This window comes from Cellvibrio sp. QJXJ, assembly GCF_024452345.1.
In the GTDB taxonomy this organism is placed as follows: domain Bacteria; phylum Pseudomonadota; class Gammaproteobacteria; order Pseudomonadales; family Cellvibrionaceae; genus Cellvibrio.
The window spans coordinates 3,663,830-3,683,943 of record NZ_CP101662.1 but is presented as its reverse complement, the minus strand read 5'-3'; the positions used below and the strand labels follow the sequence as shown (position 1 = coordinate 3,683,943).

Sequence of the window (20,114 nt, the reverse complement as noted above, 5' to 3'; positions counted from 1 at the left end):
AGAACAATTATTTAATCAGGCAATAATCGTTACGCTTTTTTGCCGCGCTTACGCTCGTTTTCGGTGAGCAGTTTTTTGCGCAGGCGGATGCTTTGTGGCGTTACTTCTACCAATTCGTCATCTTCAATAAATTCCAATGCTTGCTCAAGAGTGTGACGGATAGGCGGAGACAGGGTCAGCGCATCGTCAGTACCGGAAGCACGTACGTTGGTCAATTGCTTGGCTTTGGTTGGGTTTACTACCAGGTCATTGGAGCGCGAGTGAATACCCACGATTTGACCTTCGTACACTTCCACACCAGCACCGAGGAACAAACGACCGCGATCTTGCAGTGGGTGCAGGCCGTAGGCGAGGGTTTTACCTTTCACCATGGAAACCAACACACCGTTTTGACGCTTGGCGACTTCACCCTCTTTTACCGGGCCGTAGTGGTCAAAAATACTGGTCATGATGCCGGAACCGGAAGTCATGGTCAGGAACTGACCACGGAAACCGATCAAGCCGCGCGATGGGCAGAGGAATTCCAACTTGATGCGGCCTTTGCCATCCGGCTCCATATTGTTCAGCTCGCCTTTACGCAGGCCAAGCTCTTCCATCACTTTACCTTGATGCTCTTCTTCAACGTCGATGACCACTTGCTCGAAGGGCTCATGTACCACGCCGTCGATAATTTTCTGAACCACTTCCGGGCGCGATACACCCAACTCGTAGCCTTCACGACGCATGTTTTCGATCAGTACCGACAGGTGCAATTCACCGCGACCGGAAACGATAAATTTATCCGGTGAATCGCCTTGCTGTACGCGCAGCGCTACGTTGGCAATCAATTCCTGATCCAAACGGTCTTTGATGTTACGGCTGGTGACGAACTTGCCTTCTTTACCGGCAAAGGGCGAGTCATTTACCTGGAAGGTCATGCTCACGGTTGGCTCGTCAATCGACAGTGCTGGCAAGGGCTCAATACAATCCGGGCTGCACAGGGTATCGGAGATACCGAGTTTATCGACACCGGTAATACACACGATATCGCCCGCGTAAGCTTTGTCGGTCTCGATACGTTGCAAGCCGTGGTAACCCATCACTTGCAGCACTTTCGCTTTACGGGTGTTGCCTTCGTGGTCAACCACAACGATTTGTTGGTTGGGCGACAGACTGCCGCGAGTGATACGGCCAATACCGATAACACCCACATAGCTGCTGTAGTCCAGCGCCGAAATTTGCATTTGGAAGGGGCCATCCAGGTCAACTTTAGGCGGCTTCACTTTGTCTACGATCATTTGGAACAGCGGAGTCATGTCATCGGCGATGTCATCGGGTGACAGGCCAGCAACACCATTCAACGCGGAGGCGTAAATGATCGGGAAGTCGAGCTGCTCTTCCGTCGCACCCAAGCGGTCAAACAGGTCAAATACTTGATCTACCACCCACTCAGGGCGAGCGCCCGGACGGTCAATCTTGTTGATAACCACAATTGGGTTCAAACCTTGTTCAAACGCTTTGGAGGTTACAAAACGGGTTTGTGGCATTGGGCCGCCAACGGCGTCCACAATCAGCAATACCGAGTCAACCATCGACAATACGCGCTCTACTTCACCGCCGAAGTCGGCGTGGCCGGGAGTGTCCACGATATTGATGCGATAGTCATTCCATTTGATGGCGGTGTTTTTCGCCAGAATGGTAATGCCGCGCTCGCGCTCCTGATCGTTGCTGTCCATGATCAGGTCGGCGCCGTCATCGCGACGATCAAGGGTCCCTGATTGGCGCAACAACTGGTCAACCATAGAGGTTTTGCCGTGGTCAACGTGGGCGATAATGGCGATATTGCGTAGTTTTTCGATTGCTGAATTGTCTGTCACTATGGAATTACTCTTGGGTATGCGCCTAAAGAAAGGCAAATGGGGAAGCGTAAAAAGGCGCGCATTATACCTATGAAGGTGTTGCACGGATATGACTAAGCGATGCTAATTGGTGATTTTTTGGGCTATTGGCCGCCCATAATCACGCCAAGCCACTTTTTTACCCTATCAGCCACCTGCTATCTGAACCCAGCGTGTGACGCAACACCACCGCAATCACCACCGATCCGTAAAACTGCACAATAAATGTCGCGACAAAGATGGCGAGACTGAGTTGGATATTGGCTGCGGGCAAAAATGGTTTAAACACCTCCGTTTGTACCAAATTTTCCAGCGCGATTGTCAGCAGCGGATGGATAAAAAAGATCGGAAAACTCAGTTCAGCAAGCCATGCCAGATGCTGTTGCAACCAGCGCCAGTGGAGGTGGTAGCAGAGTAACAACAGGGCAATACAGGCAAACAATACCTGCACAAATTGCAGATCCAGCCCCTCATAACTAAATGCGGCCTTGTGGTAATTGCCGAGATGACCCCAAAGATAAGTTTGGCTCAGCGCTGTGACTACAACCACCAGCACACTCCCCAAGAGCAGCAGCCCGCGCCATTGATGCACTCGTGCGTAATATTGCGAAACCAACATACCCAGCAAATAAAAAGGCGTGTAGTAAACCAGCGACTGTAAAAAATTATTGTTGGACTGGGGGCGATGCAGAAACAGCGCAACTACCGAAAACGCCAGCAGCAACAATAATTGCCAGCGGCAATGCAACTGCAAGAACCGCATATGCAGCGGGGCACAGCAAAAGGTCAAGAGAATGAAAGGAATGTACCAGTGAGGATAGAGCACATACCCATTGCGCAGGGTGTACCAGACATTGAGCAGGTTCTGCTGCCAGGGGAGGCCATCCTGCCACCAACCAAAGGCGCGAATCAGCAGTGCCAATAGCGAAATAAAAACAAACGGAATCAACAGGGCTTTGGTTTTTTTCGCGACAAAATCGCGATAGTCAAAACGCGCCGCAAATACGCGATGGAAGAAGAAACCGGAGATAAATACAAACAGCCCAGTGCCACCGCGCAACAGGTTTTCGAGCAGCGCCGGAAACAGCGGTTGGGCAAGGAAAATCGAGTGACCGAGCACAATCACGCCAATTGCCAGACCGCGCAGGTAATCAAACTCGACTATTCGTTCCCTCCGCGCTGTCACTGGCGCAAGGCTCATGAAATGGCGCAGGCGCTGCGTGGTTCGGGGCGATAAACCCCCACGTTAAGGTGGCCCGCATCTTTCAGATTGGCGGCATGCAATTGACTCATGACCCCCTTCTGGCAGTAGAGAAAATACTGGAGACTGCTATCCAAGTGCGCAAATTGGTTGTTGAGGGAATAAAAAGGGATGACGCGCACATCTATGCCATCCAGTTTGAGCGGATTGGCCTCCTGCTCATCCGGGTGACGAATATCAATCACCACCTGCCCGGCGGCGATTTCGCCCACCATGGGCACACTCAGGTCAGCATCCAGCTCATCGACAATTTCGTCGATATTCTGCGCGCGCCGCTCGCTGAAGGCGCGATCCAGAATCGTCATGTCGAACTTGCTTTCCTCGTGCTCTACACGCGGCAATTTGGCTCTGGTGGTCGGGTTGACCGAAATCACCCCGCAGTACTCAGGCATGCTCGCGGCAAAGCTCTCAGTGCCGATTTTGCGCGAGATGTCGATAATTTCGCCCTTGTCCATAGTTACCAGCGGACGCAACACTACAGTGTCGACGGCGCGATCAATCACATTCAGATTGATCAGGGTCTGACTCGCTACTTGCGCCACGCTCTCGCCGGTTACCAGCGCCGGAATCTCCAGCGATTCCGCCACTTTTTCCGCTGCGCGCAGCATCATGCGCTTGAGCACCACGCCCATATAAGCGTTGTCGACTTTTTCCAGAATCTCTTTCAGCACTTCCTCAAAGGGCACAGTGACAAACTTCACCCGATGGGAGGCGCCGTATTTATTCCACAGGTAGTAGGCAACTTCTTTCACGCCGATTTCATGGGCGCGGCCGCCCAGATTAAAAAAGCAGTAGTGGGCACGCAGGCCGCGTTTGATGCACAGATAGGTTGAGACGGTGGAGTCAAAACCGCCGGAAATCAGCGACAGCACCGGGTCTTGCGCGCCGAGCGGATAACCACCCAGCCCTTGGGTTTTACTGGTGACGACCCACAGGCGATCACCCTTGATTTCCAGCGGCACAGTGATTTCCGGTTTTTGCAGTATCACGCCCTTGGCCTGCGAATGCTGCAGCAGACCACCGCCCACATACTTCTCGGCCTCCACCGAACTAAAGCTGTGCTGCCCCACGCGCTTGATGCGCACACAAAAGGTTTTGCCGGCCAGCGGCTCGCGCCAGTGATGCAGGGTGTGTTGGAAAATCGACTCCAAATCGCCCAAGGGATATTCATGAATCAACACAAAGTTGGCGATACCGGGGGTATGGGCAAGCACCTCGGCGACCTGCGCGGTGATCTGTGCATCTGCCTCGGGGCTGCGAATTTCAATTTTTTCCCAGTCGCGCTGCACATCAATTTGCACCCCGATATTGGCCAGTAGCAACCTCAGGTTGTCGCGCAGCTGCTTGATAAAGCGCTTACGTACCGGAGGGGTTTTCATAATGATTTCGGGAAAAACTTTGACAACAAAATGCATGGAAGTCGCGCCTGGGGACATTCAGCTGTAGCCCAAGATGGATCTGACAGCTGCAGCTAGCTGGATAAAAAGGCGGCGATTATAAAGCAAGATTGAACAAAAAGCGGGGGCAAGCTTACGCTCCAGCGCAGAATACAGATCAGGTGGATATAATTTTTTGTGGCTTTACGTTTAAGCATATTGGTCAATACTCAATAACACTGGGCATTTCAATGACCTATGACCCGTATGGCTTTGACTGAATTAACCCATAAGCATTTTGCTGCAACAGAGAGGAAGCAATGAGAAACATCAGGATAGGATTGCGTTTGACATTTGGCTTTGGAGCGCTTGCGCTGATTTTGTTAGCGCAAGGCATTTTCGGCCTGAACAGCATGTCGAACATGAATAACCATACAAAAGAAATTACTGGTATTTGGATTCCCACCCTTAACGCCGTGGGAGATTTAAACCTCGCACTGATGCGCTACCGCGTTAATGCGGTGCGTTTAGTGGTGGACGCAGACCCCTCTGCGGTTGCCAAAGGAGAAACAAATTTGCAGTCGCGCGCGCAAGAGCTTGAGCAAGCATCTATGGCCTTTGAGCGCGAAATTACCGAGCCTGAAGAACGGCGGATTTTCGAAGATCTCAAGCAAACCAAATCACTCTATATGCAGAATACCGCGCGGGTTTTGGCCGCCATGAAAGCGGGTGACACCACCGCTGCGATCACCATTGTGGACACCGAACTCAATGTTCTCGCCGACCAAATGACCAAGATGCTTCTTGTCCTTGGACAAATAAACCGCGATGGCGCCAAAAAGGCAGCCGATGCATCCAGCGAAGCTTATACGAGCGCCCAAACCTTAGTCATTGGCAGTATTGTCATCGCCCTTTTCATCACTGCCGTGCTGGCACTTATGATCACGCGCAGCATTGTGAGCCCCTTACAACAAGCCGTAGCCGCCACCGAAACCATCGCCACCGGCAACCTTACCCAGCAGATCCGCTTTGACGGCAACGACGAGCCAGCGCGCCTGCTCGCATCACTCGCGATGATGCAAGATAACCTGCGCAGTACCATCACCCAAATTGGCAACTCGTCGGTACAGTTAGCCTCTGCAGGCGAGGAGCTAAGTTCGGTAGCGGAAGAGTCCTCACGCAACTTACAGCGGCAGAATGATGAGATCCAGCAGGCTGCGTCGGCAGTCACCGAAATGAGCGCCGCGGTGGACGAGGTTGCGCGCAATGCAGTTAGCACGGCCGAGGAGTCCAATGAATCTTCTCGCTTGGCGCATGATGGGCGCGACAAAGTGCATCACACAGTAGCGGCACTTAAATCCATGAGCCAAGAGTTTGGGCGCACCTCAGCATTGATTGGCGGTCTCGCGGAACAATCCAAAGATATTGGCAAGGTATTGGATGTGATTCGCGCCATCGCTGAACAGACTAATTTGCTCGCCTTGAATGCGGCAATTGAAGCGGCGCGTGCCGGAGAGGCTGGCCGTGGTTTTGCAGTAGTGGCGGACGAAGTGCGCGCACTGGCGCATCGCACCCAAGTGTCCACCCAAGAAATTGAACAGATGATTAGCAAGGTGCAAGGCGGCACAGCAGCAGCGGTGGAATCGATGAAAGGCAGCGTCGAACACGCCAGTAAAACCCTCACCGTGGCCGAGCAAGCGGGCGGCGCACTGGAGCAGATTTACCAAAAGGCGGGGCAGATCGGTGAACGCAACCTGTTGATTGCCAGCGCGTCGGAAGAACAGGCCGCGGTCGCGCGCGAAGTGGATCGCAATATTGTGAACATCAGCGATCTCTCCACCCAATCGGCGGCAGGCGCCAATCAAACCAGTGCTGCTACCTACGAGCTGGCGCGGCTGGCAACTGATTTGAATACACTGGTATCGCGCTTTGTTATTTAAGCCGCGTAGTTTATTGCACCCATCATCTGATCGTTGATCAGCGCCAATAAAAATCCCCCGTCACCTGAATGACGGGGGATTTTTACGTATATCCGCAGCCATGAACTACTTGGAGCGGAAGATAATCTCTTTCATTTTTTGCAACTTGGGCGCTACCACCGGTACGGTCAGCATGGTGCTGGCCACTGCCATGATCAGCAGCGCGGTGAAGGTTTCATTGGTGATGATTTCCTTGTCGAGCAAAACATTGGCAAAAATGATCATGATCAGCGCTTTGGTTTGTAACAACCAACCAATAATCGATGCCTCGCCTTTTTCCCACTTGAGGATTTTGCCCGCCGCATGCACACCAGCCAATTTACCCGCCACTGAAGCCACCAGCAGGATGGCTGCCGCGATAAATACCGCCGTGCCACCCACATCCCAATTGGTGCGCAAACCAGTACTGAGGAAGAATACGGGCATGATGATCATCAGGACAAAATGGCGTAATTTATCCATATCTTCCTGATTAAACCATTCGCCATCCATTACGGCACCGGCAAGGAAGGCGCCGACCATATAGTGCAAACCCGCCCAGTCGGCTGCGAGACCGCAGACTGCCAACCAGATAAAACCAGCGTACCAGCGGTCTTTCTCTTGAATCGCCACCATCAACTTGCGGAATAAGTAAGCAAGCACAGTAAAGCCCAGCAAAAACATACCCTGGCGACCCACACGCTCCCAATCCAGCAGAATCAACGCCAATACACCCCAGATGGCGATGTCGTCCAAACTGGCGTAACGCAAAATACGCTGGCCAATCGGTTGACGCAGGATTTCAAGCTTTTCCATCAACAGAATCAGAATCGGCAGCGCCGTTACTGCACAGGCCATGCCCACACCCAGAATAAATTGCCAGGTCATGCCCTTGGCACCAATCCAGCCATCGCTAAAGGCCATCATCGCCAGCGCTGCCCCACAACCAAACAGCAGCGGTGTACCCAGCGCAAGCCCAGCGGTGATGCTACTTTCCCGCTTGTAGGCCCAAGCTTTTTTCAGGTCGAGCTCGATCCCGGCAATCCACACAAAAATCATTACCGCCCACCAAGCAATACCGTTGAGCGATTTGATGACATCCGGGGTGAATACAAAGGTGTAGTACTCAGGAAAGGCTTTGCCCAGCACACCCGGGCCAAGCACTATACCCATGATGATTTGTACGACCACCAGGGGTGCCCAATAGTCAGTGCGACCGAGGCGCCAAATTAAAAAGGGCACCGTAAAAATGATTACCATGGCAATCAGGAATATTTCTGTTGTTGTCATTGCATGCATAACTAACCTTTTATTGTTCTGGGTAGAGTATTGGTTAAAAAAAGAGCGATAAACCCCCGGGCATATCACCTCGCCGTCGGTGTTACCCAATCGCGGCGCAGGCTACAAGGGAATTAGACGTGGAGCGAGGCGAACACCATAGAAATTGACTATCGACTTTTGCAGCAAAAATGAATGGCTTCACAGTGAGAATGCACGCACGCTAGTCAGCGACACGATTTGGTGCAAAGCAACCGCTTTTCTGTGACATGCCAAGAGGCATTCTTGATGCTAATATGGCGACACTATTCAACACAGCACACAATCGCACCACAATAGATCACTTAACAGAAATACCGCACCAAAATAGTGCTTATGGCAATATTTTTCAGGCCTCCATGACCCCAGGAGCCTTATTTTTAAAGGTGTGTTGCTATTTTATTTAAATGGCATATATTTTGCCCCTTTTCTGACACCCTAGTCTTGCCCCGCTCCCCTAAATGAGTCGCGAGTCCGGATGAAGTGGGGAAAATTTTCAGGTAAACGACCTTCGGCCGGTTATCTTGGTAGTTATAACTTTTCACAATCCGTAGCCTTCGGGCTATAACACTTGGAGGCATTCAATGTCTAAGACTTTAGACCTGATCAAAGAACACGAAGCTCGCTGGATTGATTTGCGCTTCACCGATTTCAAAGGTAAAGAGCAGCATGTAACTTTCCCTGCCCACGTTGTAAACGACAGTTTCTTCGTTGACGGTAAAATGTTCGACGGTTCTTCTATCGCTGGCTGGAAAGGCATTAACGACTCAGACATGATCCTGATGCCAGACGATTCAACTGCTGTTCTGGATCCTTTCTACGACGAAGCAACCATCAACATTCGTTGTAACATCGTTGAACCAGCCACCATGCAAGGTTATGACCGCGACCCACGCTCTATCGGCCTGCGCGCTGAAGAGTACCTGAAGTCTACCGGTCTGGGCGATGTAGCCCTGTTTGGTCCAGAGCCAGAATTCTTCATCTTCGACAGCGTTCACTTCCACAGCTCAATGGGCGGTGCTTTCTACAAAATCAAATCCGAAGAAGCGGCATGGTCATCAGGTGACGACGTTGAAGGTAAACACGGCCACGCGCCACGCGTAAAAGGCGGTTACTTCCCCGTTGCTCCAGTAGACTCACTGCACGACATCCGTGGCGCTATGTGTAACGCCATGGAAGCCATGGGCCTGGAAATCGAAATCCATCACCACGAAGTTGCTAACGCTGGCCAATGTGAAATCGGCGTAGGCGCTAACACTCTGGTTAAGAAAGCGGACGAAGTACAGATCCTCAAGTACTGCGTACACAACGTTGCTCATCAATACGGTAAAACCGCAACCTTTATGCCGAAGCCTTTGATCGGTGATAACGGTTCAGGTATGCACGTTCACCAGTCTTTCTCCAAGAATGGTAAAAACCAATTCGCGGGCGACGCTTACGCTGGCCTGAGCGAAACTGCTCTGTACTACGTTGGCGGTATCATCAAGCACGCTAAAGCCTTGAACGCTTTCTGTAATGCGTCTACCAACTCGTACAAGCGTTTGGTTCCAGGCTTTGAAGCTCCAGTAATGCTGGCTTACTCTGCCCGTAACCGCTCTGCCTCTATCCGTATTCCTTACACTGTTGGTGAAAAAGCCAAGCGTATCGAAACCCGCTTCCCTGATCCAACTGCTAACCCATACCTGTGCTTCGCTTCATTGCTGATGGCCGGTATCGACGGTGTTCTGAACAAGATTCATCCGGGCGAAGCAGCGACCAAAGATCTGTACGATCTGGAGCCGGAAGAAGAAGCAGAAATCCCACAAGTGTGCTCATCTTTGGAAGAAGCTTTGGCCTCTTTGGAAGCTGACCATGACTTCCTGTTGGCTGGCGGTGTGTTCTCTAAAGACTTCATCGATGCTTACATCGACCTGAAGAAACAAGAGATCCAACGCGTCAACATGACTCCGCACCCAGTAGAATTCGAACTCTACTACTCAGTGTAAAAGTCAGGGCTGCTTAGGCAGCCTCGTCAGACCTCAAAAACCCGCATAGCCTGGCTTGCGGGTTTTTTCTTACCCGCTTTTTAGCCATTTCTAACGAGATCGATATGCGCCCAGTCACACTCGATACGATCTATCAAATATTGAACACAAACTGCATCAATTCGTACTGATCATTGCTAGATAATGCCCTTACTGACACAAAAAACCTCTAGCGCCTGATCTTGCTTAACCATTAACCTTAAAAGGAATCGATGCAATGAGCCAACTTACCCGCTTCGCTATCGGCATGACCATTCAGAGATTATTCTCAAGCCAGATGTATAAAGGCTGGCAACTCTTCCATGTGAGCGCTGTATTAATCCTTGTTATGACCGGCCTGGCGGTAGCGATGCAGCCGGATCTGGTAGAGGGGTTACGCAGTGCAATCCGCGCTACAGCGCGCTCCTCTTTCGTGTTATTCATCGCCGCATTTACGGCTTCTGCTTTCGCCGTACTAACACCATCCCCCTTCACCAAAGCTCTGGTGCGTGAGCGGCGTTTTATTGGTTTAGCCTTTGCTTTTTCCCATTTTGTTCACGCTGTGTTGATCTATTTCTATGGACAGCTGCATACAGGATTTTGGCCAGCAAGGTCTGTTATCGATAATATCCCCGGCACATTGGCCTATGTATTTATAGTGTTAATGGCGATCACCTCGTTCAAAACACCTGCAAAACTCATGGGACCAAAAGCCTGGAAAAGACTGCATTCGATAGGCATGTGGATCATCGTCGCCGTTTTCGCCTTTGCTAATTTCAAGCGCATTCCCATGAGTGATTGGTACCTGCTACCGTTTGGCATCATCTGCGCTGCAGTGGCAATCCGTCTTGTCGGCAAGTTGGCGCAAGCCAACAGACGCAGCCAAACCGAACTGACTCACCGTAGCGGCTAAAGCGCGCGACGGGCTTTTTCTTTGGGCGCAGCGCGAGTAACCTAGGGCAAATCAACCTAATGGGAGAGTGCAATGCGCGTCTGGTGGCTTTTGTTAATACTCATTGCTCCGCTGGCTACAGCGGAAGTTTACAAAACCGTCGATAAGGATGGCCGCACGGTTTATACCGACAAACCCAAAACCGACAATGCCGAAAAGCTGGAACTGCGCGAGATCAATACCGTACCCGGCGCCCAGCCACTCCCCAACTCATCACCAGCCATTTCGGTAGACTCGCGCCCGGCGCAGGTGGACTACCGGATTGAGATTATTAGCCCCCGCTCCGATGTCACTATCCCGGTTGGCCAGCGCGATCTGGCCATTGCCACCGTACTTCAGCCTGCCCTCCGGGAGGGTCACCTGCTGGTGTATTTTATGAATGGTGAACTACTGGAGGAGACCACGATGAACAATATCATCGTGAAGGATGTGCCGCGCGGCACCCACACCCTGGTTGTCGAAGCCATCGACGTGAATGGGCAATCATTGGGCACATCGGCACCGGTGATTGTTAACGTAATACGCCCTGTTATCAAAAAGAATGCCCCACCAAAGCCCACCCCCAAATAAGCGCACCATTTTGGTGCTATGATTTTCCCGCTATTCACCATTATGGATAGTTTTTCAGGCTAAATTTGCGGGATCATGCCGATTGCTAACTTGGTTTGGTTTTTGCAGTAGCCTAGTTGCCCATTGTCAGGGCGTTCAGGAGAGCAAAAGCCGGTGAACTCGCACAATATCTACAAGCCCATATTGGATAGCCTCAGTACCGCCATTATTTTGGTGGATGTGGACTTGTTGATTTGCCATATGAACCCCGCCGCCGAAGCCTTGCTGGCCATGAGCTGCGAGAGCAATACCGGCGAACCCATCACTTATTTCTTTTACGAGTCCGATGAAACTGACCGCCAACTTAAAATGGCGGCAACCCAAGCCAATCATTACACCAAACGCCATGCGGAATGGCGCTTGCTCAGCGGTGGCTCGGTGACGGTGGATTACACCGTAACCCCCTTTGGCAATCACGATGGGTTAATTATTGAAATCCAGCCGATCGACCGCCTATTGCGCATCAGCCGCGAGGAGATGCTGACCTCATCCCACGAGACCAGCCGCAACCTGATTCGGGGTATGGCTCATGAAATCAAAAACCCGCTGGGTGGCATTCGCGGCGCGGCGCAACTGCTGGCGCGTGAACTGCCCAACAGCAGCCTGACCGAATACACCAGCATCATCATTGATGAAGCGGATCGCCTGCGCAATCTGGTGGATCGCATGCTCGGGCCCAATCAATTGCCCAAATGGCAGTCACTCAATATCCACGAGGCGATTGAGCGGGTGGCCAATATCATCAAGGCCGAAAGCGACGACGCGATCAAAATCGTGCGCGACTACGACCCCAGTATTCCTGAACTGCAAGGTGATAAGGAGATGCTGATTCAAGCGCTGCTAAACATAGTGCGCAACGCCATGCAGGCGCTGACCGAGGCACAGGTGGATAACGGGGTGATCCAACTGCGCACCCGTATCCAGCGCCAATACACCATTGGCCGCAAACACCACGGCCTGATTTGCCGCATCGACATTATCGACAATGGCCCGGGCATACCCGAGCACATGATCGAAAACATTTTTTACCCCATGATTTCCGGCCGCGCCGAGGGCACGGGTTTGGGTTTGACCATTTCGCAACATCTCATTCATCAGCACCATGGCCTCATCGAGTGCCATAGCGAGCCGGGCAATACCCGCTTCTCGCTTTACTTACCAATGGAAACCTACCATGCAGAAGTCTAATAAAGTCTGGATTATCGATGACGATCGCTCCATTCGCTGGGTTCTGGAAAAGGCCCTGCAGCAAGCGCATATAGAGACGCGCTTGTTTGAGTCGGTGGACAGCGCCATGAGCCAGCTCAATCGCGATGCACCCGATGCGATCATCAGCGATATTCGCATGCCCGGCACCGACGGCCTGACCCTGCTCGGCAACCTGCATGCGACCCACCCGCAAATTCCGATCATCATCATGACCGCCCACTCGGATCTGGATAGCGCCGTCGCCGCTTACCAAGGCGGTGCGTTTGAATACTTGCCCAAACCTTTTGATGTGGATGATGCCGTTGCCGTGACCCAGCGCGCCCTCGCCCATGCCCAGGAGCAAAAGTCAGACCACGGTACCGAGACAGCGCTGGAAACCAATACGGAAATCATCGGTGAAGCACCGGCGATGCAAGAAGTATTTCGCGCCATTGGCCGTTTGTCGCAATCCAACATTACCGTGCTGATCAACGGTCAATCGGGTACCGGTAAAGAACTGGTGGCACGTGCCCTGCATCGCCACAGCCCCCGTCGCAACTCACCGTTTATCGCCCTCAACATGGCGGCGATTCCCAAAGATTTGATGGAATCCGAACTATTTGGCCACGAAAAAGGCGCGTTTACCGGCGCTGCCGCACAGCGCCAGGGGCGTTTTGAACAGGCCAATGGCGGCTCTCTGTTCCTCGATGAAATCGGCGATATGCCCGCCGAAACCCAAACCCGCTTATTGCGCGTATTGGCTGACGGTGAGTTCTATCGCGTGGGCGGCCACACACCTGTAAAGGTGGATGTCCGCATTATCGCTGCCACCCACCAGAATCTGGAAACCCTGGTCGCAGACAACCGTTTCCGCGAAGACTTGTTCCATCGCCTCAACGTTATCCGCATCCATATCCCCAAACTCGCCAACCGCCGCGAAGACATTCCCAAGCTGGCGCGCTTCTTCCTGCACAAAGCGGCGACTGAATTAAATGTTGACCCCAAGGTGCTGCTGCCGGAAACCGAAGAGTATTTCTGCACCCTGCAGTGGCCAGGCAACGTGCGCCAGCTGGAAAATACCTGTCGCTGGATCACAGTGATGGCGTCCGGGCGCGAAGTGCATATCGAAGACTTGCCACCAGAGCTGCTCGACAACAAAGAAGTCTCCACTCCGGCTGACGATTGGGAAAAGGCACTGCGTCACTGGGCCGACCAAGCGCTGGCGCGCGGCCAGCACCAACTGCTCAGCGAAGCTGTACCTACATTTGAGCGCGCACTGATTGAGACCGCCCTGAAAAGCACCGCCGGACGCAAGCGCGATGCCGCCAACCTGCTCGGCTGGGGGCGCAATACCCTCACCCGTAAACTCAAAGAGTTGGGTATGGCAGGAGGCAACGACCCGGATGGCGACGGTGAAGATTAAGCTCAACCGCTCAACCTGACGCGATTGTATTCCCCCAGTAGGCGCCAACCCGGTTGGCGCCTAAATCATTTCTTACTTTTCCCCTCCTGTGCGCGCAGCTTCTGTTAGCTGTGTCTATACTCACAACACTTATCAACATTGCGATCATGACCAAGGCAGCGGAACCCAGCCGCTCAAGATTCCTGGCCAGAAGCCGCAATAGTGATTACACAACGGCTCAAACAACAATAAGCGCTATAAACCGAATTAATTCGGGGGGAACCATGGTACAAAAATCCTTACTTACAAAATTAATGACCTTCTTGTTTTTGGTAATGACAGCCATTGCGCTGCTGGTAATTTTTGTTAACTACCGCATTGCCGCCAGCGACCTGCAAAACAAACTCGATAGCGAGACAGCGGCCATGGTGGAGCTCACCAACAGCTCCATTCTGGAAGCAGTGTTTGCTTATGATTTCCAACAAATCGAGGCGATTGCCAAATCGCTGGTGAATACCTCCCTGATTACATCAGTTAATGTCGTAGATCATCGCGGCAAGTCACTGGCTAAAGCGGCCGACGATGATCGCAGCGAAGGGCAAATAGTCCGTCAGGCCATTCCTATTGTGTATGGCGGTAATACCATTGGCAGCTACGACATCACCTTTAGCAGCCAATCCATGACTGATGCATTAGCCGATCAAATTCAAACCAACTCCTTAACGGTAATCGCGCTGCTCGCAGTCAGCCTGCTGACGGTTTACTTCCTGGTGCGCAGCATGGTGCTGGCCCCCATGTATGAAGTGACTCGCTCACTCTCCACCATCGCCGATGGCGGTGGCGATTTAACCCGCCGCCTGCCCACCAATAGCGGCAATGAAATTGCGGCCCTGGCGCACAACTTTAACCGCGTGATGGAGCATATTGCCGACATCATCCGCAACGTGGTGCAGGTAAATGACAAGGTGCGCGCCAACGTCAATACCATGAGCCGCGCGACCGAAAGTACCGTTAATTCCACTTCCCAACAGTTGCGTGAGATTGAGTTAGTCGCCACCGCGGTAGAAGAGCTGTCCGCCTCGGCGACTGAAATTGCACGCCATGCCGGTGAAACCGCCGAGCGTACCAACGCCACCAGTATCCTGGCGGAAGAGGGCAATACCATTGTGAATTTATCGCTGGAAAACGTGAACCGCCTGACCGGACAAATCGAATCCACCGCGCAGAAAATTCAGGTATTGAAAAACAACTCAGTGAATATCGGCTCGGTGATGGAAGTAATCCGCACTATCGCTGAACAGACCAACCTGCTTGCATTGAATGCGGCGATTGAGGCTGCGCGCGCGGGTGAACAGGGCCGCGGTTTTGCGGTGGTAGCCGATGAAGTGCGCTCACTCGCCCAGAAAACCCGCTCGTCCACCGAGGAAATCGAATCCATTATTGTGCAGCTGCAACGCGCCGCCGATGAAGCACATCAGGCGATGCACACCAGCACCACCTCGGCGCGCGAAACCATCGACACCGCATCCAAAGTGGGTGAAGCACTGGGTAAAATTCGCGCCAATATCGGCACTATTAATGACATGAACCACCAAATCGCTACAGCATCCCATCAACAGAGTTCTGTCGCTAATGAGGTGAGTAAAAACATTACGGCGATTCACGGCTTGTCTGAAAACGTGGTGGAAAACGCGCAGGTGGTCAACCACAGCGGCAGCCAGCTGATCAACGAAACCAGCGAACTGAAAAAACAAATCGACAGTTTCAAAGTCTAGCTTCAGAGCTCGTCCCTACCCAAAATGGCGCCTCAGGGCGCCATTTTGTCGTTCTGGTCAATGCTTTTAAACGGCAAAAGTTCACTAGCCTCGGCCGCATACTGCACAACCCCTTCGGCCTCCTGCGCCACAAACTGCGCTATCGCAGAGCGAAAACCGGGCTCTGCAATCCAGTGGTTAGAATAGGTCAGCACCGGCGCAAATCCCCGTGCGATTTTATGCTCCCCCTGCGCGCCACCATCAAAGCGCTGCAATTGCTGGGCAATGGCGTACTCAATACCCTGGTAATAACAGGTTTCAAAATGCAGGAATTGATACTCCTCAAAACAACCCCAGTAGCGACCATAAAGCGTGGAGCTATCGCGCACAAACAGTGAGGCGGCGATAGTACGCTGCTGCGGGTCATCACTTTTGCTGGCACTAATCAGCACCAGATTCTCGCTCATGCTGGCGCCCAACTGCCGAAAAAAGTCCTCCGTCAAATAGCCGCTGTGACCGCTGCGTTTGAGATAAGTCGTGCGATACAGGGCGTAAAATGTTTCCCAATCGGCAGGGTCAAGCTGGCTGCCGGTTTTTACTGCAAACGCAAACCCCTGCTCCCGCACTTGGCGGCGCTCCTTGAGGATATTTTTGCGCTTGCGTGCACTCATACTGGCGACAAAATCCTCGAACCCGGCATACCCCTGATTAACCCAATGGAACTGGCACCCCAGGCGCTGCATCAACCCCTGGGTGCGCAACTGCTCACTCATGGTGCCATCGGGAAACAAGCAGTGCCAACCGGAAAGGCCTTGGCTTACACACTCGGCATTGAGCGCGGGGGCAATCTGCGCCAGCAGCTCCGCTAGCGACGCCTCAGGCGCGCACAACAAACGCGCCCCATAACAGGGAGTAAAAGGAACCGCATTAATCCACTTGGGGTAATACTCCAAACCATGACGGCGATAGGCGTCAGCCCAGGCCCAATCGAACACATACTCGCCATAAGAGTGAGTTTTGATGTAACCCGGCATGGCAGCGATCAAACACCCATCGGCCTCCACCAGCAGATGGTGCGGCTGCCAGCCGCTGCGGGCAGAGGTGCAATCGCTGGTCTCCAGCGCACAGAGAAACTCATAGCGGACAAAGGGGTAATCCGGCGGGCAAAGCCTATTCCAGCTGCCCGCATCCACCAACAGGATTGAACTGATAAAACGAATTTGCACGCCAGTGGCTCCATCGCAAGGGAAAGGCAACCTTATAGATTCAGGCCACCATCGGTAAAGTTACGCAACCACAAATAGGCTTGCTGGTCTTTGTCACCATGAGTGCAGTAGAATCGGCGCACTTTAGTCACTATTGGTTACTCAATGTCTATGTCTGATCCCGACCCCGGGCTGCCAGTGCTACGTCATTCAAGTGTCAGTTTATCCTCCTTGCTATTGGATTTTGCCGCCAACGTCAGTGCTGAGAGAGTAAAAGTTAGTGATATCACTGATTCCCTCGGCCAGCGCTCCTTCGGTTTTATTCTGCTGATTTTCGCCCTCCCCAATTCACTGCCCATTTTGGGCATTCCCGGTGTTTCAACGATTACCGGCCTGCCACTTTTATTTGTGGCGGTGCAAATGGCGTTGGGGCATGAACGGGTATATCTACCGCGCTGGATTGCCAATAGTTCACTGGCCACCACCGATTTCAAAGCACTGATTAACAAGGTAGTGCCCTGGCTAAAGCGTATTGAGCGGCTCATGAAACCGCGCATTCTTTTTCTCACGGCGGGTAACGCCGAGCGCTGGCTAGGTGCTTTCTGTGCCGTGCTCGCACTGTTGCTGGCCCTGCCGATTCCCTTGGGGAACCTCATGCCCGCCCTGGGGATATTATTTATTGCCCTCGGCCTGATTGAAACCGATGGTGTGTGTGTACTTACCGGTATCGCACTGGGTATTGCAAGTTGGGTACTGCTGGGTGGTCTGGCATGGGTGATTTTTAAAACTACCCTGCTGGTTATCGAGCGGATGTTTTAATTCTGAGGCTATAAACGTGGAATGGATGGCTGATCCCGGCGCCTGGCTGGGACTCTTAACCCTTATCGTGCTTGAGATTGTGCTGGGGATCGACAACCTGATCTTTATCGCCATTCTCGCCAACAAACTTCCCCCGCACCAGCGCGACAAAGCGCGGGTTATCGGCCTCAGTTTGGCATTGCTGATGCGCCTGCTGTTGCTCCTGGGCATCTCCTGGCTGGTGACACTTACCGAACCGCTGTTCAGTATTTTTGATAAATCCCTCTCCGGGCGCGATTTAATCCTGTTGCTGGGCGGAATATTCCTCCTCTTTAAAGCCACAGTCGAAGTGCACGAACGCCTGGAAGGTAAGGCCATCACCGCACGCAAAGGTCAGGTTCACGCCGCCTTTTGGGCGGTAGTCGCGCAAATTATTGTGCTGGATGCTGTCTTCTCGCTCGATGCCGTGATTACCGCCGTGGGCATGGTTGAACACGTGGAAGTGATGATGATTGCGGTGGTTATCGCCATGATTATCATGATCGTAGCAAGCAAGGCGCTCACCGATTTTGTCAACCGTCACCCCACCGTGGTGATGCTCTGTTTGGGCTTCCTGCTGATGATTGGTTTCAGCCTGGTAGCCGAAGGTGCCGGCTTCCACATCCCCAAAGGTTACCTGTATGGCGCTATCGCCTTCTCTATATTAATTGAGGTTTTCAACCAGTTAGCGCGCTCCAACCGCACCCGCCACCTGATTGGCGAACGCCCCTTGCGCGACCGAACCGCTGAAGCAGTCTTGAAACTGCTGGGTGGCCGTGGCGATGCGGACGAAGTGGGCGAGGATATCGCCGGCATGACCGCCCATCGCGGTGAAGATGACGCCTTTGAACACAGCGAGCGCAGCATGATTCGCAGCGTGCTGCAGCTCTCAGATCGCCCGGTGCAATCACTCATGACCCCGCGCCCCGATATTGTGTGGGTGGATGCCAACGCCAGCCCGGCAGAGCTGTTGGAGATTCTGAAAACCACCCCGCAAACCCGCCTATTGGTCGCCCGCGACGAACTGGACAACCTGCTGGGCGTAGTCCAGAGCCGCGATTTACTCACCGCCGCACTCGACAATCAACCGCTCGACTTGGCCAAACTGGCACTCTCGCCGCTCGCGGTACCCGAAGGCACCAGTGCGCTCAAAGTGCTCGAAATGCTGCGTCAGGAGCCTTTGCCGCTCGCCATTGTGATTGACGAATACGGCAGCATTAAAGGTCTGGTCACAACCGGCGACTTGCTCGCGGCGATTGCCGGTGAATTAGCCGATACCAACGACCAACCGCTCGCGGTCGCGCGCGACAATAGCTGGTGGCTGGACGGCAGTATCGCCCTCGATCAAGTGGAAGAGCTGTTGCACATTAAACTGGATCGCGGCGATGGCGATTATTTTACCCTCGCGGGTTTACTGCTCGAACAACTGCAGCATGTGCCCGTGGTGGATGAACAAATTTTGCTCGCGGGTTATGAATTTCAAATCAAAAGTATGGAAGGCCGCCGCATTCTGCAGGTGTGTGCCACACCGCTCGTCAACGATCTGGGCACACCGCAAATTGGATATTGAGTAAAAAACCGTCACTCGCTGTGTATGGGCTAAATAAGATGAAAAATGTGTCATCGTACGAGACCCAGCGCACCGACTGGCGCACAAAATCTGCAGATAATGCCGCCACAAAATTAGTGCCGAGGAACATTCAGTTATTGTTCATTTGCGCAGATTAGTATCACCCTTGAAGACCTTACTGGAGAATTTTTATGAAATCATCAATCAAAAAGATGGGCTTGGTTATCGCAGCGGCAGGTTTATTCGGCAGCGTAAATGTGTTGGCAAATTCGCCCATCAGTTACAACTACGCCGCACTGCAATTTGTAAATCAGGACATTGATGACAGCAACTGTGATCAAGACGGTTTGCGCCTGAGCGGCAGCCTGGAATTGAACAGCGATTTTTTTGCCGTGGGTTCTTTTAGTGACCTGAGCGATGGCCGCTGTGGTGCTGAAGCACTGAGCGTGGGTATTGGTTACCACACATTGTTTGGCGCCGATTCAAGTTTGTACGGTACCTTGAGTGTAGAAAATGTTGATATTGATCATTATGACAGCGACTCGGGCATCGTTGCTGCCGTTGGTCTGCGTGGTTTTATCAATCAACAAGTGGAAGCAAAAGCACAACTGGCCCACCACACTGCATTTGATGGCAACACCGTATTAAGTGGTGGCCTTGCCTACTGGTTCGCACGCAACTTTGCTGCAACCGCGGATGTTGGTTTGGGTACAGAAGCCTCAGAAATTGCTTTGGGCGTGCGCATGAATTTTTAATTCTCCAGGGTAAATTCTGGACTGTGCTACCAATAAAAAAGCCGACATTT

Annotated in this window: 15 protein-coding genes; 10 read left to right on the top strand and 5 right to left on the bottom strand. The window is 52.6% G+C overall.

The features are described 5' to 3' along the window. Positions 1–29: 29 nt before the first annotated feature. From typA to thiI, 3 genes are all read right to left on the bottom strand, one after another. Positions 30–1,781, bottom strand: coding sequence for a translational GTPase TypA (typA, locus tag NNX04_RS15920; protein ID WP_232283040.1), 1,752 nt, complete (start codon positions 1,779–1,781; stop codon positions 30–32). Positions 1,782–2,016: 235 nt separating this feature from the next. Further along, positions 2,017–3,078: an acyltransferase gene (locus NNX04_RS15915; RefSeq protein ID WP_261946426.1), complete on the bottom strand. Its 1,062-nt coding sequence runs from the start codon at positions 3,076–3,078 to the stop codon at positions 2,017–2,019. Beyond that, positions 3,075–4,553 carry a tRNA uracil 4-sulfurtransferase ThiI gene (gene thiI, locus NNX04_RS15910; RefSeq protein WP_261946425.1) on the bottom strand — a complete coding sequence of 493 codons (1,479 nt, stop codon included), beginning with the start codon at positions 4,551–4,553 and terminating at the stop codon, positions 3,075–3,077. The genes NNX04_RS15915 and thiI overlap by 4 nt, the downstream gene beginning before the upstream one ends. A 281-nt stretch (positions 4,554–4,834) precedes the next feature. On the opposite strand from thiI, the gene NNX04_RS15905 reads away from it, so the two are divergent. After that, a complete protein-coding gene (locus NNX04_RS15905; protein WP_151055630.1) occupies positions 4,835–6,454 on the top strand; it encodes a methyl-accepting chemotaxis protein in 1,620 nt (539 codons plus the stop codon). Between the two features lie 105 nt (positions 6,455–6,559). Here NNX04_RS15905 and NNX04_RS15900 read toward each other — a convergent pair whose 3' ends face one another. Further along, positions 6,560–7,771 carry a cation:proton antiporter gene (locus NNX04_RS15900; protein WP_040391004.1) on the bottom strand — a complete coding sequence of 404 codons (1,212 nt, stop codon included), beginning with the start codon at positions 7,769–7,771 and terminating at the stop codon, positions 6,560–6,562. A 602-nt stretch (positions 7,772–8,373) separates the two neighbouring features. On the opposite strand from NNX04_RS15900, the gene glnA reads away from it, so the two are divergent. From glnA to NNX04_RS15870, 6 genes are all read left to right on the top strand, one after another. Continuing rightward, the gene (glnA, locus tag NNX04_RS15895; RefSeq protein WP_007638557.1) at positions 8,374–9,774 is read left to right on the top strand and encodes a type I glutamate--ammonia ligase; all 1,401 of its coding nucleotides are present in this window, start codon (positions 8,374–8,376) and stop codon (positions 9,772–9,774) included. 256 nt (positions 9,775–10,030) lie between these two features. Next, positions 10,031–10,705, top strand: a complete 675-nt coding sequence (locus NNX04_RS15890; protein ID WP_261946424.1) for a ferric reductase-like transmembrane domain-containing protein — start codon at positions 10,031–10,033, stop codon at positions 10,703–10,705. A gap of 72 nt (positions 10,706–10,777) precedes the next feature. After that, positions 10,778–11,314 (top strand): DUF4124 domain-containing protein, encoded by a 537-nt coding sequence (locus NNX04_RS15885; protein WP_151055628.1) that lies wholly within the window; start codon positions 10,778–10,780, stop codon positions 11,312–11,314. Between the two features lie 153 nt (positions 11,315–11,467). Further along, positions 11,468–12,541, top strand: coding sequence for a nitrogen regulation protein NR(II) (gene glnL / locus NNX04_RS15880; protein WP_007638563.1), 1,074 nt, complete (start codon positions 11,468–11,470; stop codon positions 12,539–12,541). Next, positions 12,528–13,964: a nitrogen regulation protein NR(I) gene (gene ntrC / locus NNX04_RS15875; RefSeq protein ID WP_007638565.1), complete on the top strand. Its 1,437-nt coding sequence runs from the start codon at positions 12,528–12,530 to the stop codon at positions 13,962–13,964. The genes glnL and ntrC overlap by 14 nt, the downstream gene beginning before the upstream one ends. A gap of 263 nt (positions 13,965–14,227) precedes the next feature. Continuing rightward, on the top strand, positions 14,228–15,718 hold the full coding sequence (locus tag NNX04_RS15870) for a methyl-accepting chemotaxis protein (RefSeq protein WP_261946423.1): 1,491 nt from the start codon (positions 14,228–14,230) through the stop codon (positions 15,716–15,718). 32 nt (positions 15,719–15,750) lie between these two features. On the opposite strand, the gene NNX04_RS15865 is transcribed toward NNX04_RS15870, so the two are convergent. Further along, positions 15,751–16,923, bottom strand: a complete 1,173-nt coding sequence (locus tag NNX04_RS15865) for a GNAT family N-acetyltransferase (protein ID WP_261946422.1) — start codon at positions 16,921–16,923, stop codon at positions 15,751–15,753. 144 nt (positions 16,924–17,067) lie between these two features. Here NNX04_RS15865 and NNX04_RS15860 point away from each other — a divergent pair, with 144 nt between their 5' ends. From NNX04_RS15860 to NNX04_RS15850, 3 genes are all read left to right on the top strand, one after another. Next, positions 17,068–17,721: an exopolysaccharide biosynthesis protein gene (locus NNX04_RS15860; protein ID WP_040391008.1), complete on the top strand. Its 654-nt coding sequence runs from the start codon at positions 17,068–17,070 to the stop codon at positions 17,719–17,721. A gap of 25 nt (positions 17,722–17,746) precedes the next feature. Continuing rightward, a complete protein-coding gene (locus NNX04_RS15855; RefSeq protein WP_198284731.1) occupies positions 17,747–19,309 on the top strand; it encodes a TerC family protein in 1,563 nt (520 codons plus the stop codon). Positions 19,310–19,500: 191 nt separating this feature from the next. Next, positions 19,501–20,064, top strand: coding sequence for a hypothetical protein (locus tag NNX04_RS15850; protein WP_151055622.1), 564 nt, complete (start codon positions 19,501–19,503; stop codon positions 20,062–20,064). Positions 20,065–20,114: the final 50 nt, after the last annotated feature.